Source organism: Rhodohalobacter sulfatireducens, assembly GCF_022012475.1.
Taxonomy (GTDB): domain Bacteria; phylum Bacteroidota; class Rhodothermia; order Balneolales; family Balneolaceae; genus Rhodohalobacter; species Rhodohalobacter sulfatireducens.
Genome location: NZ_JAKLWS010000027.1, coordinates 50,522 through 68,081 on the forward strand (window position 1 = coordinate 50,522; position 17,560 = coordinate 68,081).

The 17,560-nt window shown below is 41.5% G+C and carries 15 protein-coding genes; 7 read left to right on the forward strand and 8 right to left on the reverse strand.

What is annotated here, in order from left to right:
- Nucleotides 1-115: 115 nt before the first annotated feature.
- From L6773_RS16485 to L6773_RS16505, 5 genes are all read right to left on the reverse strand, one after another.
- Nucleotides 116-1,306 (reverse strand): acyl-CoA dehydrogenase family protein, encoded by a 1,191-nt coding sequence (locus L6773_RS16485; protein ID WP_304622114.1) that lies wholly within the window; start codon nucleotides 1,304-1,306, stop codon nucleotides 116-118.
- 221 nt (nucleotides 1,307-1,527) lie between these two features.
- A complete protein-coding gene (locus tag L6773_RS16490; protein ID WP_237855550.1) occupies nucleotides 1,528-1,830 on the reverse strand; it encodes a ferredoxin family protein in 303 nt (100 codons plus the stop codon).
- A 106-nt stretch (nucleotides 1,831-1,936) separates the two neighbouring features.
- Nucleotides 1,937-3,259, reverse strand: a complete 1,323-nt coding sequence (locus L6773_RS16495; RefSeq protein WP_237855551.1) for an FAD-dependent oxidoreductase — start codon at nucleotides 3,257-3,259, stop codon at nucleotides 1,937-1,939.
- Nucleotides 3,260-3,448: 189 nt separating this feature from the next.
- Complete coding sequence (locus tag L6773_RS16500) at nucleotides 3,449-4,426, reverse strand: electron transfer flavoprotein subunit alpha/FixB family protein (RefSeq protein ID WP_237855552.1); 978 nt, start codon at nucleotides 4,424-4,426, stop codon at nucleotides 3,449-3,451.
- Nucleotides 4,427-4,456: 30 nt separating this feature from the next.
- Nucleotides 4,457-5,230 carry an electron transfer flavoprotein subunit beta/FixA family protein gene (locus L6773_RS16505; protein WP_237855553.1) on the reverse strand — a complete coding sequence of 258 codons (774 nt, stop codon included), beginning with the start codon at nucleotides 5,228-5,230 and terminating at the stop codon, nucleotides 4,457-4,459.
- A 448-nt stretch (nucleotides 5,231-5,678) separates the two neighbouring features.
- Between L6773_RS16505 and L6773_RS16510 the strand changes: the two genes are divergently transcribed.
- Nucleotides 5,679-6,911, forward strand: a complete 1,233-nt coding sequence (locus L6773_RS16510; RefSeq protein WP_237855554.1) for a hypothetical protein — start codon at nucleotides 5,679-5,681, stop codon at nucleotides 6,909-6,911.
- 3 nt (nucleotides 6,912-6,914) lie between these two features.
- Nucleotides 6,915-7,547 (forward strand): ATP-binding cassette domain-containing protein, encoded by a 633-nt coding sequence (locus L6773_RS16515; protein ID WP_237855555.1) that lies wholly within the window; start codon nucleotides 6,915-6,917, stop codon nucleotides 7,545-7,547.
- Nucleotides 7,548-7,697: 150 nt separating this feature from the next.
- Here the strand turns inward: L6773_RS16515 and L6773_RS16520 are convergent, their stop codons facing one another.
- Genes L6773_RS16520 through L6773_RS16530 form a run of 3 tightly spaced genes read right to left on the reverse strand, consistent with a single transcriptional unit; the run spans nucleotide 7,698 to nucleotide 10,321 of the window.
- Nucleotides 7,698-8,606 carry a YihY/virulence factor BrkB family protein gene (locus L6773_RS16520; protein ID WP_237855556.1) on the reverse strand — a complete coding sequence of 303 codons (909 nt, stop codon included), beginning with the start codon at nucleotides 8,604-8,606 and terminating at the stop codon, nucleotides 7,698-7,700.
- Between the two features lie 3 nt (nucleotides 8,607-8,609).
- On the reverse strand, nucleotides 8,610-9,746 hold the full coding sequence (locus tag L6773_RS16525) for an aminotransferase class V-fold PLP-dependent enzyme (protein ID WP_237855557.1): 1,137 nt from the start codon (nucleotides 9,744-9,746) through the stop codon (nucleotides 8,610-8,612).
- Between the two features lie 8 nt (nucleotides 9,747-9,754).
- Nucleotides 9,755-10,321, reverse strand: a complete 567-nt coding sequence (locus tag L6773_RS16530) for a DUF502 domain-containing protein (protein WP_237855558.1) — start codon at nucleotides 10,319-10,321, stop codon at nucleotides 9,755-9,757.
- A 311-nt stretch (nucleotides 10,322-10,632) separates the two neighbouring features.
- On the opposite strand from L6773_RS16530, the gene alaS reads away from it, so the two are divergent.
- From alaS to L6773_RS16555, 5 genes are all read left to right on the forward strand, one after another.
- Nucleotides 10,633-13,299, forward strand: a complete 2,667-nt coding sequence (alaS, locus tag L6773_RS16535; RefSeq protein ID WP_237855560.1) for an alanine--tRNA ligase — start codon at nucleotides 10,633-10,635, stop codon at nucleotides 13,297-13,299.
- Between the two features lie 90 nt (nucleotides 13,300-13,389).
- Nucleotides 13,390-14,490 carry a pyruvate dehydrogenase (acetyl-transferring) E1 component subunit alpha gene (pdhA, locus tag L6773_RS16540; protein ID WP_237855562.1) on the forward strand — a complete coding sequence of 367 codons (1,101 nt, stop codon included), beginning with the start codon at nucleotides 13,390-13,392 and terminating at the stop codon, nucleotides 14,488-14,490.
- Between the two features lie 51 nt (nucleotides 14,491-14,541).
- On the forward strand, nucleotides 14,542-15,525 hold the full coding sequence (locus tag L6773_RS16545; protein WP_237855563.1) for a pyruvate dehydrogenase complex E1 component subunit beta: 984 nt from the start codon (nucleotides 14,542-14,544) through the stop codon (nucleotides 15,523-15,525).
- A gap of 80 nt (nucleotides 15,526-15,605) precedes the next feature.
- Nucleotides 15,606-16,022 (forward strand): GxxExxY protein, encoded by a 417-nt coding sequence (locus tag L6773_RS16550; RefSeq protein ID WP_237855564.1) that lies wholly within the window; start codon nucleotides 15,606-15,608, stop codon nucleotides 16,020-16,022.
- A gap of 82 nt (nucleotides 16,023-16,104) precedes the next feature.
- Complete coding sequence (locus L6773_RS16555; RefSeq protein ID WP_237855565.1) at nucleotides 16,105-17,346, forward strand: pyruvate dehydrogenase complex dihydrolipoamide acetyltransferase; 1,242 nt, start codon at nucleotides 16,105-16,107, stop codon at nucleotides 17,344-17,346.
- Nucleotides 17,347-17,560 lie beyond the last annotated feature (214 nt).

Genomic DNA, 17,560 nt, shown 5'->3' on the forward strand with positions numbered 1-17,560 from the left:
AATGCATGGAATGATGAATTTTCTTAGTCAAATTAAAGGTCAACTATAATTCTACGCTCAAAATAAGTCAAATAAAATGCTCGAAAATCCCTAAATATTAAGAGATTTTAACGGTCTATTGGTAGTAACCCATCTCTTTTTTGATCTCTCTCGCCAGGATTAAACGCTGAATCTCTGAAGTTCCTTCACCAATTGTCATCAATTTTACATCTCTCAGGAATCGCTCTACATGATACTCTTTTGTATATCCGTAACCACCGTGGATTTGAACCGCTTCAAGCGCAGCGCGTTCAGCCATTTCAGATGCAAACAGTTTTGCCATGGAGGCTTCTTTGGTAAATGGTTTCTCGAGATCTTTACTCTTGGCCGCGCGGTGGACCAGTAATCTTGCTGCGTCAATTTCGGTAGCCATATTTACAATTTTATGCTCAATGGCCTGGAAATCACCAATCGGTTTTCCAAACTGCTTTCTCTCTTTGGCGTATTTCATGGATTCCTCCAGCGCTCCACGGGCGATACCAACGGAGATCGCACCGATACCAATTCGTCCGCCGTCCAGCACTTTCATGGTATCCACAAAGCCTTGGTTTAGCTCACCAAGCAGATTTTTTTCCGGAACTTTTACGTTATCAAAGATAATTTCTGCTGTATCAGAGGTATTCATTCCCAATTTATGGATCGGCTTTCCGGGCTTAACTCCATCCCATTCTCGTTCAACGATAAAAGCACTAATCCCTTTTGTTCCTTTTTCGGGATCGGTCTTTGCAAGGACAACATAAATTTGACCTACAGAGCCCTGCGTAATGAATGTTTTGGATCCATTCAGAATCCAGTGATCACCCTCTTTTGTAGCCATAGTTGAGAGATTAGAAGAATCGCTACCGGATCCGGGTTCAGTCAGGCACCATCCTCCCAGTTTTTCTCCTTTTGCAAGAGGAGTGAGGTACTTCTTTTTCTGTTGATGATTTCCCGCTAATGCAATATGTCCGCTTGCAAGGGATGTGTGAGAGGCAACGGTCAGGGCGACGGATGCATCCCAACGGGCAATCTCTTCCAGTGCTAAACAAAAACTGACAGTATCAAATCCAGATCCCCCGTATTCCTCGCTGTGATAAATACCGAGGAGTCCCTGGTCGGCCAGCATCTGAATAATCTGATGTGGGAACTCTTTTTTTTGATCTCGCTCAATGGCATCCGGGGCTATATGACGCTCTGCAAAATCGCGGACAGAATCGCGAATCATTTGGTGGTCTTCAGATAGTTCGAATGACAAATCGTTCTTTTTTTCTAACAAATTTAAATTCATGAATAGTGTTTATTGAAGTTCATGGAACCGCTTCCAAAAGATAACGGTTTATAAGTGGAATTCATTTAAAAAAACAGTTAAAAATTTTACTTTATTCAGGAATAAAAGAGATAATAGTACACTGTCGAAAGTTCATTCAAATAAAGTAATCCGGTGAGTGATGGAACTATAAAAGTGAAATTTTGATGAGCATATTCATCGGATGACTGCATAATGTGCAATTACCCAAAATTCCAGTTCACACCGCGTCCAATCTCCGGATCCGGATATTCCCAACTCACCGCTCCCTGATCGCAAGCATACATGCACGTTCCACACTCAATACAATCTTCTACCTGGAAGTGAACGACGCCTTCGTCATCAACTGTATAACAATTAGCCGGACATGTATAGGTCGTAGCCTTATGCGGGCAGGTAGAGTTACAGATATCCGTTTCTACACTTATATGTGCTTTGATATCAGATTTAGATTGGTTCCGATAGTTTACTAGACCGAGACGTTCGGGGAGCTTAAGTAATTTCATTAGTGCTATAATTTTAATGTAAGCTGTAATTGTCCGTAGTATGTGGTTAGTTGTTAGTTGTGAATTTTGAAAACTACTAAAAACTGACTACTAACTACATCCATTCTCAAAGTGCTTTCCCACCTTTAATTCCCACTTTAATCAAATCCCAATAAGATGCATGCTTTTTCACTGATTCATTCAATATAGTTCGAGCTTTCTTTGTGGGTTGATTTTTGATGGTGAAGAAGTTCCGGCCGAAATCGCAGATCAAATTGGGCATTTTCTGAGTCATAACGGGATCATGGAGCAGATGAACTGCATCCTGGAAATTGTTGATGTCTTTCATCACATAGCTGTCATTCAGTGCTTTCTCGTATTCTTGTAACGAATGTTCACTAAAATCATTCTTTTCTTTGGAGTCTACAATCGTTTCAGCAGCCAGAATTCCCGATCTCATGGCATAATCCATTCCCTGGATCGCTTTACCGGCATTCATCAACAGGTTAGCCGCTTCACCACAGATCAGGAGTCCGTCTTTGTACAATTTTTTCGGCATGACCTGTTTATCACCCGAAGAAACCACGTGCGCGGAATACTCCACAACTTCTCCATCTTTAATGATATCTTTGATCACCGGATGGGTTTTGAATTTGTTAAGAATGTCATGCGGCTTCTTTTCTTTTTCTCTGAGATCTTTCACGCCCAGAACCAGTCCCAGTGAAATTGTTTCTCTATTTGTGTACAAAAATCCGCCACCTTCAACACCATCCGATGCAAAACCGACAAACTCATTACTCAATCCACTCTTACCACTCAACTGGAATCGATCTTCAAGCTTCTTTTGATCGAACTGAATAATTTCTTTAATCCCTGTCAGCATGTGATCAGCGGGAACGTAATCATCCTGAAGCCCGACCTGACGGGTTAATAAATTATTGACTCCCTCCGCAATAATCACCGAATCAGCATAAAATTTCTCATCACCGGTTCGAATTCCGACGGCTTTATCATCTTCCATCAAAATCTCTTCTACCAAAATGTTTGTGGCGATGAAAGACTCCATGGCAAAATCACTCTCATCAATTGTTTCCTGGACTTTATCTGCCAGCCATCGGTCAAATTTGGATCGCAGCACCACAACACCACTGTAGGGAGGTTCATTAAAATGAGAGGATTTAAAATCAACGGTAAAACAGGATTCTTCATCCATAAAACTCAATCGTCTGTGATTGATAAATCTATCCCAGCCGGCATCTTCTTTCCAATACTCGGGAACCAGTTTGGCAAGATCATTCCCCCACAACACGCCACCGGATACATTTTTTGCACCTGCAAACTCACCACGTTCAATGAGTAAGAATTTCATGTTGTTTCGGGCTAACGTCATTGCTGCGGCCAATCCGGCAACACCGGCACCAACAATTATGCAATCAAACTTTTCGTCCATAGGATTTTGGTATTGAGTATCGAGTAGTGAGTATTGAGAAAGTACGACGGGCAGCTTGCCCGTCCACGGTAGTTCAAATTAAAGAATCGTAATAGCGCGAGCGTCTCGCTCGTGCTTGTATTAAAGGCACAAGCGGGACGCTTGCGCCATCATATGATGAACCTTGAAACTCACAAACTCAAAAACTCACTAACTATTAACAATTTTCTTCAACTCTTCAATAAACGGAGGCAGAACTTCATATAAATCTCCCACCATTCCGTAATCGGCGATATCAAAAATAGGGGCATCGGGGTCTTTATTTATGGCAACGATAACCTTGCTGTTTGCCATTCCTGCAACGTGCTGAATTGCACCGGAAATTCCCACGGCAATGTACAGTTGAGGAGAAACCACTTTACCGGTCTGTCCAATTTGTAGGCTTGGATCATACACACCGGCTTCAGTCAATGCCCTTGAAGCACCGATCGCACCATTCAGGAGGGAGGCTAATTCTTCAACCAGTTTCTGACCTTCTTCATCTTTTGCTCCTCGCCCCGCAGCTACAACCGTTTCTGCTTCGGAGAGATCAATTTTATCTCCGGTTGCGCCGATGATCTCTTTCAGTGTGATTTTCAGATCACTTTCATCAAATGAAAAAGCAATCTCTTTGACCTCAGAATCGACGGATTTTTCGATGAGGTCATACGAACCGGATCGTACGGTCAATATGGTTGGGTAGCTCGTCGATTCAACGGATGAGATAATTTTTGCAGCCATCACCGGTCGTTTGGCTTTTACGCCGGTATTCGTCAGATCAAACTCAGAGACATCAGCTAGAGCTGCTGCATCCCGGTTTGCTGCCAATGCACCCAAAATATCTTTTGAACTTTCAGTCGAGGCAAAAGCCAGTACGTTAGGGTTGATCTGATCCAAAGCCGTGGCCATTGCTTTCAATAGGGGAGTATTCAGGTGATTCTTAAAGATCGGATCTTCAACCGTGTAGATGGTTGATGGCCCATAAGCCTTTACTTTCACGGCAACTTCGTTTGCTTTTGGATCAATAATTAGTGCGTCTGACTGTAAACCGTTTTCCTCAGCAAGCTGATTACAGCGGGACAAAACTTCCAGTGAGGATCGTTTCACTTTTCCGTCGCTTACGGAGATATATGTTAAAAGTGTACTCATTCTTAATTCTTTTAAATTCTTTGAATCTGTTTAGATAACGTTCGCTTCAGTATCGAGGAGTTGGGCAACTTTTCGAGCGATCTCTTCGGGTTCCCCTTCAAATTTTTCTCCGGCTTTTCTCTCTGGTTTTTCCTCGTAAGAGTTTATTATTGTTTTAGTTGATTCTTCTGAAAGATCAACTCCTAAATCAGTAACCGAAATAGTATCTACCGGTTTTCTCTTGGACTGCATAATTCCTTTCAGACTAGGAATTCGAGGATCGTTCATATCATTCGAACAGGTGACGACTCCCGGCGAGGGAAGTTCAATTATTTCCTGCCCGGAATCTCCCTGACGCTTAGCAGTTAAGTCCCCGTCAGCCATTTCAAGTCCGACTGCGTTTGTTGTATAGGGTAGTCCCAGAAATTCAGCCAGCATCGAGCCGGTTAGGCCAGAATCTGTATCTTGAGACTGTTTTCCGCAGAAGATATAATCGTACTCACGATCCTTAAAAAAGCCTGCCAAGAGTTGAGCATAAGCAAATGAGTCGAATGAATTTTCTTCTTCTGTGATGATATGAATGCCTTTGTCAGCACCCATTGCCAATGCTTTTCGAATCGTCTCTTTGGCTTTTTCGGGGCCAATCAAAACCACTTCAACTTGATCAATTCCGTGATCTTCTTGCAGAACCAGGGCAGCCTCTACAGCAGAGGCATCATAGGCGTTTAAAATTTTGCGATTAGAGTCCTGGATCAGTTGTCCGTCTTTGATTTGAATGGGAGCATTAACGTCGGGTACCTGCTTAATACAAACCGTTATTTTCATACTTGATGGTTCATTTCAAAATTCTTGTGGAAACGCTTTTTTGGCGCCTCAGGAAATATACAAAACAGTATTCAAAATATTTTAGTTTGGGTGGAGATTCTATTCAGTCTTCTCGGCTGACGATAGCTTTTTTTCCAAAGGGATCCCTTTTGGGCGCCTGCCGAGTTATTTGCTTAAAACATGGAAAGTCGGCAGCCGAGGGAGGACTTGAAAGCCGACCGGAGGCTTTACAAAATGCCTTTGTCTTAAGCCATGAGATTCGATCATAGAACTATTCAAGACATGGTATGTCTGAAAAAGTCTCAAGTTATATTTCGAGCTTGGTCGCATGTAAAGTTCATCGATCGGTTATGAAATAAGACATACCATGTCTATTTCAACTCAAATATTTAACCCAGACACTGTTATATTACCTGCCAAATTTTAATTGAGTTATCAAACATCTGCAGTGAAGAACATTTCCATTGAAAAGGGACTTTCCAAAACTTGGCTGTTTATTCTCATCATAGTAACAATCTTTCTGGCATTGTTTTGGACCGGAACCAGTGGATTGGATGAGCGGGTTGTCACCAATCGTTTTTTCTTGTTCTCACTAACAGCTTTAGTAGCATTTCTGACGCCATATATTCTTTTCCCGGATAATAATCTTGCAGTTATCCAATTGGGAAATTTCTCAGCTGAATCAATCCGGAACTATTTTCTTAAGAAAATTTTGAGGCTCGTTTGGCCGGTCTATTTATTGATATTTTTGATCTTCTTTGGTGATCTCCAAACACCATTCTCTTTTCTGTTCGAAAAACTCATTCTTTTCACCGGAAGTGTGTTTCTGTTGAGTGGCGTTATTTTGGTTGCAATTGTCCGGTATTCAAAGAGCGGAAAATCATCACAGTATTGGAAGGAATCGGCAAAAGGGGAGAGACAGAAACTGTTTTCCGAATACCTGAAATATCAGCAAGTTGATCCCAGCTCATTACCGAGTTTGATTAATACTATCATCGTTTTTTCTTTGGGTTCTATCTCAATTGTAATTGGCGCAGTAATACAGCAAAGCTTCACCCTCTACTTCGAGCTGATCTTTTTTCTCATCATTTTTATTTATGGAATCTATCTTTTGAGAAAATACTCCTATTCACTCGACCAAAATTTTTATGCATCAGATTCCTTTTTCCGTGAGTTTTTTGGAGATACCGCCGGTGGTGAGATGGCAACCAGTAAACGGGAAGTTGATCAACTTTGGTGGGTACCTGCTCGTTTAAAGATGCACGTGTGGCAGTTTCTCTTGCAGATCGATCGTAAAATACCTGCGGGAAGAGCCGTTGCTGCGGGACATGCAGCAGTTTGGTTCATCGCTTATCAACGCCCGGATCCACAATTTTTAACGATCATTTGGGTGTTATTTGCAATTGCCCATCAGCTATTTACCGTTATGAGTATTCAGCAGGAGGTATCACCCTTTTGGATGCTAAGGTGGATTGATAAAAACTCCATTTGGACCCTCAGCCGGTTCTGGATGCAACTTCGCTGGCTCGTGCCACTGCTTTTAAGTATGAATGTTCAATATTTCCTGTTTGGCGTGCCGGGATTTGAAGAACAATCTTACATACTTTTGATCTTTATCCTCAGTGCACTTTTTACTTCAATCGTTGGAACCGTAAAATTAAAGCAAGACTTCAAAACGTAACGAATGCTTGAGCTCAAGAAATTAACAAAACAGTATAAACCGGGTCAGCCAATTTTTTCTGGGATCTCCAGGGAGTTTTCTACAAAGAAGATTATTGGGTTGATCGGGCCAAACGGGTCCGGAAAAACCACCTTTTTGAGATTACTATCCGTGAACTCTTTTCCTACATCAGGCGAGGTTTTATTTGACGGGCTGAATATTCATCAAAAACCCCACGAGTATTTAAAAAACGTTGGCTTGGTTCACGATGAGGAATCCCTGCCAAGACATCTCACTGCGAAGGAACTACTGGAATGGATTCTGAGAAGCCGCTCTGTCTGGGATGAAAATTCGGTAAATGAAATTGACCAGGTTTTGGATAAACTGGCATTGAATGACCGTGATGAACCGATCGGTACCTATTCTACGGGTATGAAAAAGAAAACCCAGATAGCTGCTGCATTCATCGTAAAACCCAAGGTTTTGATTTTGGACGAACCTCTGCGTGGCTTGGATGCGTCAACCCGGGAAATTGTGTTTGGTTTGTTAAATGATGAAAGAGAAAAAGGGACTTTGATTCTAATGTCTTCTCATTCGATGGGATCGGATCCGGATTTTTTTGATGAGATTATTGAGTTTCCTTTGAGAACTGAATGAGTCTAACAACCAGGATAGTCATTGTAAGTTTGATTCAGAATCACCCTAACTTTTCGTTTGACTTGGAATCATATAAATCAGGCCTGTTCCAGAATCGTAAAGATTCACGATAACGAAATAATGTAACTGCTAAAGCTGAATTCAGAACTACTAATCCCGATTTTCAATGTTGGGTATTTTTTTAAGAGAGGAAAATCGATAAGGTAGTATTCTCTCGCCATAACGTTCAGTGTACACTTGTGTAAAAACAGCACCAATTAACACAACGAGAATGTTATAGTATACCCAAATGATAAAGATAATGAGCGATCCCGCCGCTTTGTAAGCTGCAGTAATTCCGGTTGAAGTGAAGTAATAGGAAATCAGGAATTTACCGATTAAAAATAATAGGGTGGTTACCAGTCCACCCACGGCAACGTCTTTCAACCTCGCCTGGATATCGGGCAGAATACTGAAGATCAGGGTAAAAGCTACTGTTGCGATGATGATCGTACCGATCTGTATCAGCAGTTGATAATAATCCAGCCCAAAATCAGGCAGGAAATTGACCAGCCAGGTCCCTATAGTTCCAAGTGCAGCTTCGGCGACAAGTGACAGAATTAACAGCGTACCCAGAATAATGATCATTCCAAAAGAGAGAAGTCGGTTAAACAGGAAGTTCCAGACAGAATTCATTTTTACTTCCTTTACATTCCAAATTCTGTTGAGTGCAATTTTTAACTCTCCTACAACAGTAGTGGCACCAAAAACAACAGCAACGATGGCCAGAATTGTGGTAGTTAAACTACCTTCCCCAAGATTCAGTTGAGCGAGATATTGGTTCATGTTATTTAGAACAGATTCATCAAGAAAATTACCGGCTACATTCTGAATTTGGTCGATGATGGTTTGTTCACTCAAAAAAATACCACCGAGATAGAGAAGTAAAATCAAGATTGGGGCAAATGAAAATATGGTATAAAAAGCTATGGCGGCACTAAATGTGAATATCTCGTCCTCAATAGCTTTATTCACAGTTGTTACCAGTAACCGCCAGATATCTCTCAGGAATACTTTCATAAGTTAAAAGATAGCTTCTAATGCCGTTTGTAACTCCTCTTCTGTATTATAATAATGCGGTGATATTCTGATGAACCCTTTGCGAGCAGAGATTGTAATCTTTCTTGATATTAAATCATTCACAATTTTTTCTGCAGATTTTTCTCCCTTACGCTTAAATGTAACTATGCCCGCATGTTCATGGGGTGAGTTTGGTGTTAACAATACTACATCCTCTTTATTTGATAGCTTGCTTATCAGAAAGTTTGAGTGTTTCAAGATTTCAAATTGCACAGCTTCAATCCCGATCTCCAGCAGGTATTTCAACGAGGCATGAAGTCCAACAATTCCCAACAAGTTATATGTACCCGTCTCCAGGTGTTGTGAGACAGGCAACCAGGCCTTGTTGAATTCAGACATTTCCCAGGGTTCCTCAACAGAAAGCCAACCTGTTTTATAAGGTTTCATGTTGTTGGACAGTTTTTCAGAAAGGTATAAAAAACTGATCCCCATAGGGCTCATCAGCCATTTATGGCAACCGCTTGCAAGGGCATCAATATTGCAATCCTGTACACTCAGCGGCATAGCCCCCAATCCCTGGATTCCGTCTACAACGAAATAGATGCCGTTCGCTTTGCAAATTTCGCCAATCGATTTCAGATCTGCCCGAAAGCCATTTAAATATTGCACAAAACTTATTGATACCATTTTTGTTTTCGAAGTGATGGCATTCTCAATTATTTCCGGTGTAATACGTCCGGCTTCATCAGGTTCCAGGTAAACCATTTTCACACCGAGATTTTCGAGAATACGAAAGGGCTGAATGTTTGAAGGAAATTCCATCGTATTCAGAATAATTTCATCACCCTTATTCCAATCGATTCCTTTAGCCACTGCCGAAAGTGCATCGGATGTATTTCCCATAAATGTGATGTGGTCTGAGTTCTGGGTACCAATCAGTTCAGAAATCAAGTCCCTGGTTTCTTGTGTCAATTCCATCCATTTCTCGAAATTATCGATGTTACCACTGTTTCGGTCAGCCAAAAATTGTTCGATTGCGTGTTTGACCCGATCAGACATCGGAGAAATGGCGGCGTGGTTCAAATAGATGTGTTCTTTAGAAGTATGCGGAAATATCGTTCGAATCTCGGTTTTATTCATAATTCAACTTATTGTTCAATTTGAGTAACACCCGCACTTACGGCAAATTTCATCGCTTCGGCAGGATTGATATTAATTGGTGTAACTTTCGCCGGATCAACAAAAAAGAGATTCCCGGAAAAGGTATAGGAGTGAGGAAAATAGACGGCAACGCGGTTTTCTAAGTTAAAGAGATCTAGGTTCGATTCTGTGATGAAGCCGATTCGATCCACGCCATCAACAAGACTTACAACGACCGGTTTATTGAATTTTTTCTTGTTTCCAACAAAAGCTTCTGTAAAATCTTTGAACGCTGTATAAATGATTTTGACAAATGGAGTTTTAGAGATCAATTTTTCAACATATGAAAAAATAGGGCGTGAAATCGTCCAGGAAACGGCCAAACCCAAAAGCACGATTAGAATGAAAGCACTTAAAATTCCTAATCCCGGAATTTGAAATGGCAGCCACGAGAATAGGAGGGAATTTAGAGTGGCATTAGTCCAATCTACTATCACAATAATTACATAAAATGTTGCGAATGTAGGCAGTACAAAAAGTAAACCGCGAAAGAAGTAGTTAAATATCTGTTTCATAGATCATTTTATTATGAATGAATTCTTTAAAGATACGGAACGATAGAAAGCTTTGAGAGAGGAAACTGATAGGCTAATGAATCTTAGAATTCAGATGTATCAAGTAAGCTCTTTGTATTCTTATAAATCAAATAGTAAAAAAACACATTGATCTTTAGCCAAAGGGCTACCTAACCTTGGAAGCTATCCAAGATTCAGGTTCATTCAACGGGTTTTCCATAAAATTTGGAGCAAATCGGGTGAGGTTAAGTCCAAAATTTTCTATTTTATGAAGCTTTAGCATAAATCTGTACGACCTTTATAATATTTATATGTCCACAAAGTCATCCACAGAAATTAGAAACGAGTTTTTTGAATTCTTTAAGGAGAAGGAACATCTCATTGTAAACAGTGCCCCGGTGGTTCCTAATGACGACCCGACGTTACTGTTTACGAATGCAGGCATGAACCAATTTAAATCAATCTTCCTGGACGAAGAAAAAGGGCTTGAAGAGAAAGGAAAACTCTGGAAGCGTGCAGCAAATACCCAGCGCTGTATTCGTGTGAGTGGAAAGCATAATGATCTCGAAGAAGTAGGGCATGATACGTATCATCACACGCTTTTTGAAATGCTGGGCAACTGGTCATTTGGCGATTATTTTAAAGAAGAAGCGATTGAGTGGGCATGGGAACTCCTTGTAGATCGCTGGGGAATGGAACCGGACCGATTGTACGCAACTGTTTTTGGTGGTGATGAGGAAGACGGCCTTCCTGTTGATGATGAATCGATCGAACTTTGGAAATCAAAAACATCGATTGATCCCAGTCATATTTTGAAGTTCGGTAAAAAGGACAATTTTTGGGAGATGGGTGAGACAGGTCCCTGTGGACCCTGCTCGGAAGTTCATATCGATCTACGACCCGATGAAGAGCGGAAAAAGAAACCGGGAGCTGAGATCGTCAATATGGACGATCCTCGCGTTATGGAGATATGGAATTTGGTTTTTATCCAGTTCAATCGGCAACAAGACAGTTCGCTTGAAAAGCTGCCGGCTCAGCATGTTGATACAGGGATGGGTTTTGAGCGGCTTTGTGCGGTGTTACAAGGCAAGCGATCCAATTACGACACGGATATATTCACGCCGATCCTGGATAAAATCAGCGAGTTATCAGGTAAAAAGTATGGCGATGACGAGGAGGTAGATATCGCCATGCGGGTGATTGCCGATCATATTCGGGCGGTCAGTTTTTCGATTGCTGATGGTGCTTCGCCATCGAATGAAGGAAGAGGATATGTTGTCAGAAGAATTTTACGTCGGGCTGTACGCTATGGCTGGGACCGGCTTGGATTTGATGCCACGTTTATGGGGAAATTAGTACCGGTATTAGCTAAAGAATTTGAGAATGTATTCCCGGAACTACATGCACAGCAAGAATATGTGCAGAATGTAGTTGTCGCTGAAGAACGAAGTTTCCTGAATACACTCGGACAGGGAATTCAACTCTTTAATGAGATGATTGAGGGAACCGACACCCTCTCGGGCGAAGATGCCTTTAAACTTCACGATACCTACGGGTTTCCGATTGACCTTACTCAATTAATGGCACGTGAAAAGGGAATTGATGTTGATGAGGAGGGTTTTACCCGGCTCATGGATGAACAGAAAAAACGGGCTCGAGCAGCCGGTAAATTCTCTTCAAACAATGGCGATGTTAATAACTGGCACACTTTAAAGGATTTTGATAAAGATTCAGTGTTTGTTGGGTACGACTCGTTAGAAACTGAAGTTGAGCTCTTAGCTGATAAACGTGAAGGTGATCGCGTTGCATTATTGTTAGACAGAACTCCTTTTTATGCCGAAAGTGGTGGGCAAATTGCGGATACCGGTATTTTAAAAAAAGATGGTTTAGAAATTAAAGTACTTGATGTGCAAAAAAGCAGTGGTCAATACATCCATTATGTAGATCATCTTCCTGAAGATGTGAGTGGAACCTGGACTGCAATAGTTGATGCAGATCGTCGAAAGGAAACGGAAAAACATCATACCGCAACACACCTGATGCATGCTGCACTACGTCAGAAACTCGGCAAACATGTTGCCCAGAAAGGATCACTGGTTGAGCCGAACAGGCTCCGGTTCGACTTTTCCCATTTTGAAGCCGTCACAAAAGATGAACTCAATGAGATCGAAGAGCGGATCAATCAAAAAATCCAGGAAAATATCCCTCTGAAGGAGGAACGAACCGTACCGATTGATGAAGCCAAACAACGCGGTGCCATGATGCTCTTCGGTGAGAAGTATGGTGAAGAAGTCAGAGTAATTACCTTTGATCCGGACTACTCAGTTGAACTTTGTGGTGGAACTCATGTCGATGCCACAGGAAGAATTGGTTATTTCCGGTTTACAAATGAAACATCTGTTGCTGCAGGAATTCGCAGGGTTGAAGCTGTTGTAGGCCGAAGTGCAGATAAACTTCTGCGCGAAGAACATTCACTGGTTGAAAGCCTGAAAGGACTTTTGGGGGATCAAACCGATCCGAAAAAAAGTATTCAGGAGCTACTTGAAGAGAAAAAACATTTGGAAAAGGAACTCAAAAAGCTTCAGCATCAGAAAGCGGCCGGCCGTTTAGATGAAATCCTAGAAGACGGAGAGGATGTAAATGGCATCAAGTTATTTACAGGTAAGCTGGATGGCGGTTCAATGGATCGGCTTAAGCAATCCGGTTATGATGCATTGAACAAGCAAGAAAAGGAAAGCGTGATCGTGTTGGCAACCGTGAACGAGGAAGAAAATAAGGTTTACCTGCTTGCTGCAATCACCGAAGATTTGGTCAGCAAGGGAATGAAAGCTGGCGATTTGGTGTCTGTTTTAGGCAGAACAGTAGGTGGCGGTGGTGGCGGGCAACCCAATCTTGCCACTGCCGGGGGACGATTTCCGGAGAAAATATCAGATGCTTTTCAAGCAGCGAAAGAATGGATAGAAGGTCAGAATTTGTAAAAACCTTCATCAGGAAGTCTGTAAACTTCTGAAATTTTGGGTATATTTTGCAACTAATCATAATTTGAACAGGACATTTTAGCGAACGTTATGGCGAAGGAAAAAAAAGAAGCTATTTTTGCGCCAACAGGCCTGAAAAATAGTAATAACGGTAAAATAGACAAGTCAGTAGATCTGCCGGATGTCACAAAGAAAAAACATGATGATTTAGGCCTATCTGATGAAGATGTCGTAAAAATGTTCGAATTGATGTATTTGCAGCGTCGGTTTGAAGAACGAGCGATGCAGATGTATCAAAAAGGTAAATTTGGCGGTTTCCTTCATCTGTATATAGGGCAGGAAGCGGTATCTACAGGGACAGTATTTGCCTTGAACGATGATGACGATATTATCACTGCCTACCGGGATCACGGTTGGGGACTTGTCCGAGGCGTTACTGCAAAAGAAGGAATGGCAGAACTGTATGGTAAAGTAACGGGATGCTCTAAAGGAAAGGGTGGATCGATGCACTTTGCCAAAGCTGAGAATCATTTTTGGGGCGGTTATGGTATTGTTGGGGGACATATCCCAATTGGTGGCGGAATTGCCTTCGCTAATAAGTATAAGGAAAATGATCGCGTTACAGCCTGCTTTTTAGGCGATGGCGCTGTGGATCAGGGCTCACTGCATGAGACACTGAACATGAGTCAGTTATGGAAACTGCCATGTATTTATGTTGTTGAAAACAATGGTTATTCGATGGGAACCGCTGCAAGTCGACACACCGTTGGGGAGATCCACGAACGGGCAAAAGGATACGGAATGAAAAGTGCCGTGTTTAATGGTATGGATGCCTTCACTGTTTATGAAAATATGAAGGAAATTTCTGATGATGTTCGAAAAGAGGGACTTCCATATTTCGTGGAGGTAAGAACGTACCGTTATCGTGGACATTCGATGTCTGATCCGGGAACATATCGAACTAAAGAAGAGCTCCAGGAGTATCAAAAAATAGATCCTATTGAACGAATGAAATCGTACCTGTTGGATGAGAAAATTATAAAACAGGATAAAATCGACGAAATACAGGACGGAATTGAAGATGAGGTTCTTGAAGCTATTGATTTTGCAGAAGAATCTGACTTTCCGGATGATGATGCTCTCTACGAGGACATGTTCACGGGAACGCCTTACATACACGATAAACAGTAAAATTCATCATAACTGACAGCTAACCAACAATAATTATAAAGAAATTACAGAATGGCCGAGTTACAATTTAGAGAAGCAATCCGTGAAGCGATTGATGAGGAGATGTCTCAGGATGAAAATATATTCATCATGGGGGAAGAAGTTGCTGAATATGATGGTGCATATAAAGTTACGGAAGGCCTTCTCGATAAATATGGTTTAAAACGAGTCATTGATACGCCGATCTCAGAACTTGGTTTTGCAGGTATCGGAGTTGGAGCGGCGATGAACGGACTACGTCCTATTGTTGAGTTTATGACCTGGAACTTTGCAGTTTTGGCTGCCGATCAAATCCTGAATCACGCTTCCAAAGTTAAATATATGTTAGGGGGGCAGGTCAGTGTTCCGATCGTATTTCGGGGACCCAACGCTTCTGCCGGTCAGCTTGGAGCAACCCACTCGGTAGCGTATGATTCTATGTATGCTCAATTCCCGGGTTTAGCAGTGATCTACCCGTCTGAACCTGATGATGCAAAAGGGCTGCTGAAATCTGCAATTCGAAATGATGATCCGGTAATCTTTATGGAATCGGAGCAGATGTACGGATTGAAAGGTGAAGTTTCCGAAGAAGATGATTATACCATAGAGATTGGGAAAGCGAAAGTGAAGCGTGAGGGTGATGATGTAACAGTCGTTGCAACCGGTAAGATGTATCATATCGCAAAACAGGCGGCAAATCAGTTGGCGAAGGACGATGTGGAAGTTGAGCTCATCGACCCGCGAACCATTAAGCCTTTTGATATCGAAACCGTTATAAAATCAGTTAAGAAAACCAACAGATGTGTAATTGTTGATGAAGCTCACCCATTTGGTGGGATGGCTTCAGAAGCTGGTTTCTTGATTCAACGAGAAGCTTTTGATTATTTGGATGCGCCGGTTCAAAGAGTGACACTTCCAGATGTAAGTGCCCCGTTTTCCAAGAAGCTTTTTGATCTCTGGTTACCCGATGCAAAACAGGTGATCGATGCCGTGAATGCAGTGACTTATCGGAATTAAAAATCCTTTTTTGCCACAAAAACACAAAAACATTAAAGAAAATACTGTATAAGCAGGTGAAAAATAATTATCCCGATTAAATGAAAGAGATTATACCTGAATACAAGAATATTCAACCGATTCCTGATAAAGTAGAAGAGATCGGACGAAAAATTGTTGATTCAGCATATCGGGTTCATAAAAAATCAGGTACGGGTCTTTTGGAAAAGATATATGAATCTTGCCTTGTATATGAATTGAAAAAACGAGGTTTAGATGCTCAAAGACAAATATCCATTCCCATACAATATGATGGATTAAAATTTGATGAAGGATTTGTTGCAGATGTTATAGTAGAAAATAAAGTTATAGTAGAAGTAAAAGCAGTTGATAAGATTATCTCTGTTTGGAAAGCACAAATTTTAAGTCATCTTAAGCTGACAAGAATGAGACTCAGATTCTTGATAAATTTCAATACAATTAATATCGGCAAAGGTATAAATAGGCTTGTTTTATAATTACTTTTTTCGTGTTTTTGTGCTTTAGTGGCTATATCACAATTGTCTAATTAAATTCAGAAATAACTAAGAACAAAGATTTATGGCTGTAAAAATTGAGATGCCCAAACTCAGCGATACCATGGAAGAAGGGGTTATCGCAAAATGGAATGTTGAAGAAGGGGACAAGGTAAGTTCCGGGGATGTAATTGCAGAGGTTGAAACGGACAAAGCCACGATGGAAGTGGAAGTTTTCGACGACGGAATTATTCTTAAAATTCTTGCCCGGGAAGGTGACGCAATTCCGTTGGGGGGCTTAATGGCTGTAGTAGGTGAAGAAGGAGAAGATATCAGTGATATTCTTGAAGAAGCCGAAGGCGGTAAAGAGCCGGAAAAAGCTGAAGTTGAGGAAGAGAAAGAAGAGAAATCAAAAGAGAAAAAAGAATCTGCGAAAGAGGATAAGAAAGAAGAAAAAACTTCTGCAGCTTCTACTACTGATAATGGTAGAATCAAGGCTTCACCACTCGCACGTAAAATGGCAGAAGATAAAGGAATTGACCTAAACCGTGTGGAAGGATCCGGACCTGAAGGAAGAATTATCAAGCGAGACATTGAAGATTATGAACCGGCTGCTGCTCCAGCTGCTCAAATTCAATATTCCTCTGAGGAAGACGAAGATGTGAAGATTTCTCAGATGAGGAAAACGATTGCTCGCCGACTTGCTGAGAGTAAATTCACGAATCCTCATTTCTATGAGACGATCGATATCGACATGGAACATGCGATTGAAGCTCGTAATCGTCTAAATGAGATCAGCGAGGTAAAAATTAGCTTTAACGATATTGTAGTGAAAGCATGTGCTGCTGCACTTCGACAACATCCATATGTAAACTCATCATGGATGGATGACGTAATACGACAGCACGGGGATGTAAATATTGCGGTAGCTGTGGCGATTGAAGAAGGTTTAATGACGCCTGTTATCAATCATGCAGATAAGAAAAACCTGCGTCAGATTTCTACTGAAACGAGAGAGCTTGCAGGTCTTGCCAAAGATCGAAAACTGCAGCCTGAACAGATGGAAGGAAGTACCTTCACAGTAAGTAACCTTGGAATGTTCGGGATTGAAGAGTTTACAGCAATTATCAATCCGCCCAATGTTTGTATCCTGGCGGTTGGAGCAATCCGAGATGTACCTGTTGTAAAAGACGGTGAAGTGGTACCCGGAAAACGGATGAAAGTGACGCTCTCAAGCGATCACCGAGTTGTTGATGGTGCTAAAGCAGCCGATTTCCTCAATACCCTTCGGGAGCTTCTTGAAAATCCGTTGAGTATGTTGCTCTGATGTACGCCGGACAGCCTGTCCGGCACCGGGTATGTGGGAAAAGTGTTGGGATTTGAGTTTGGTTGAAGCCAGGTGCTGTCTGTACTACTCTATTATATGCCGTAAAAATGTTCAACAACAACGGGCAGGCTGCCCGTTGTACATTATACTACCAAAAAGGAGAAATACAATGTTTTCTTCTCAGATAGTTGAGTGTTAGGCAAGGAATAGAAAA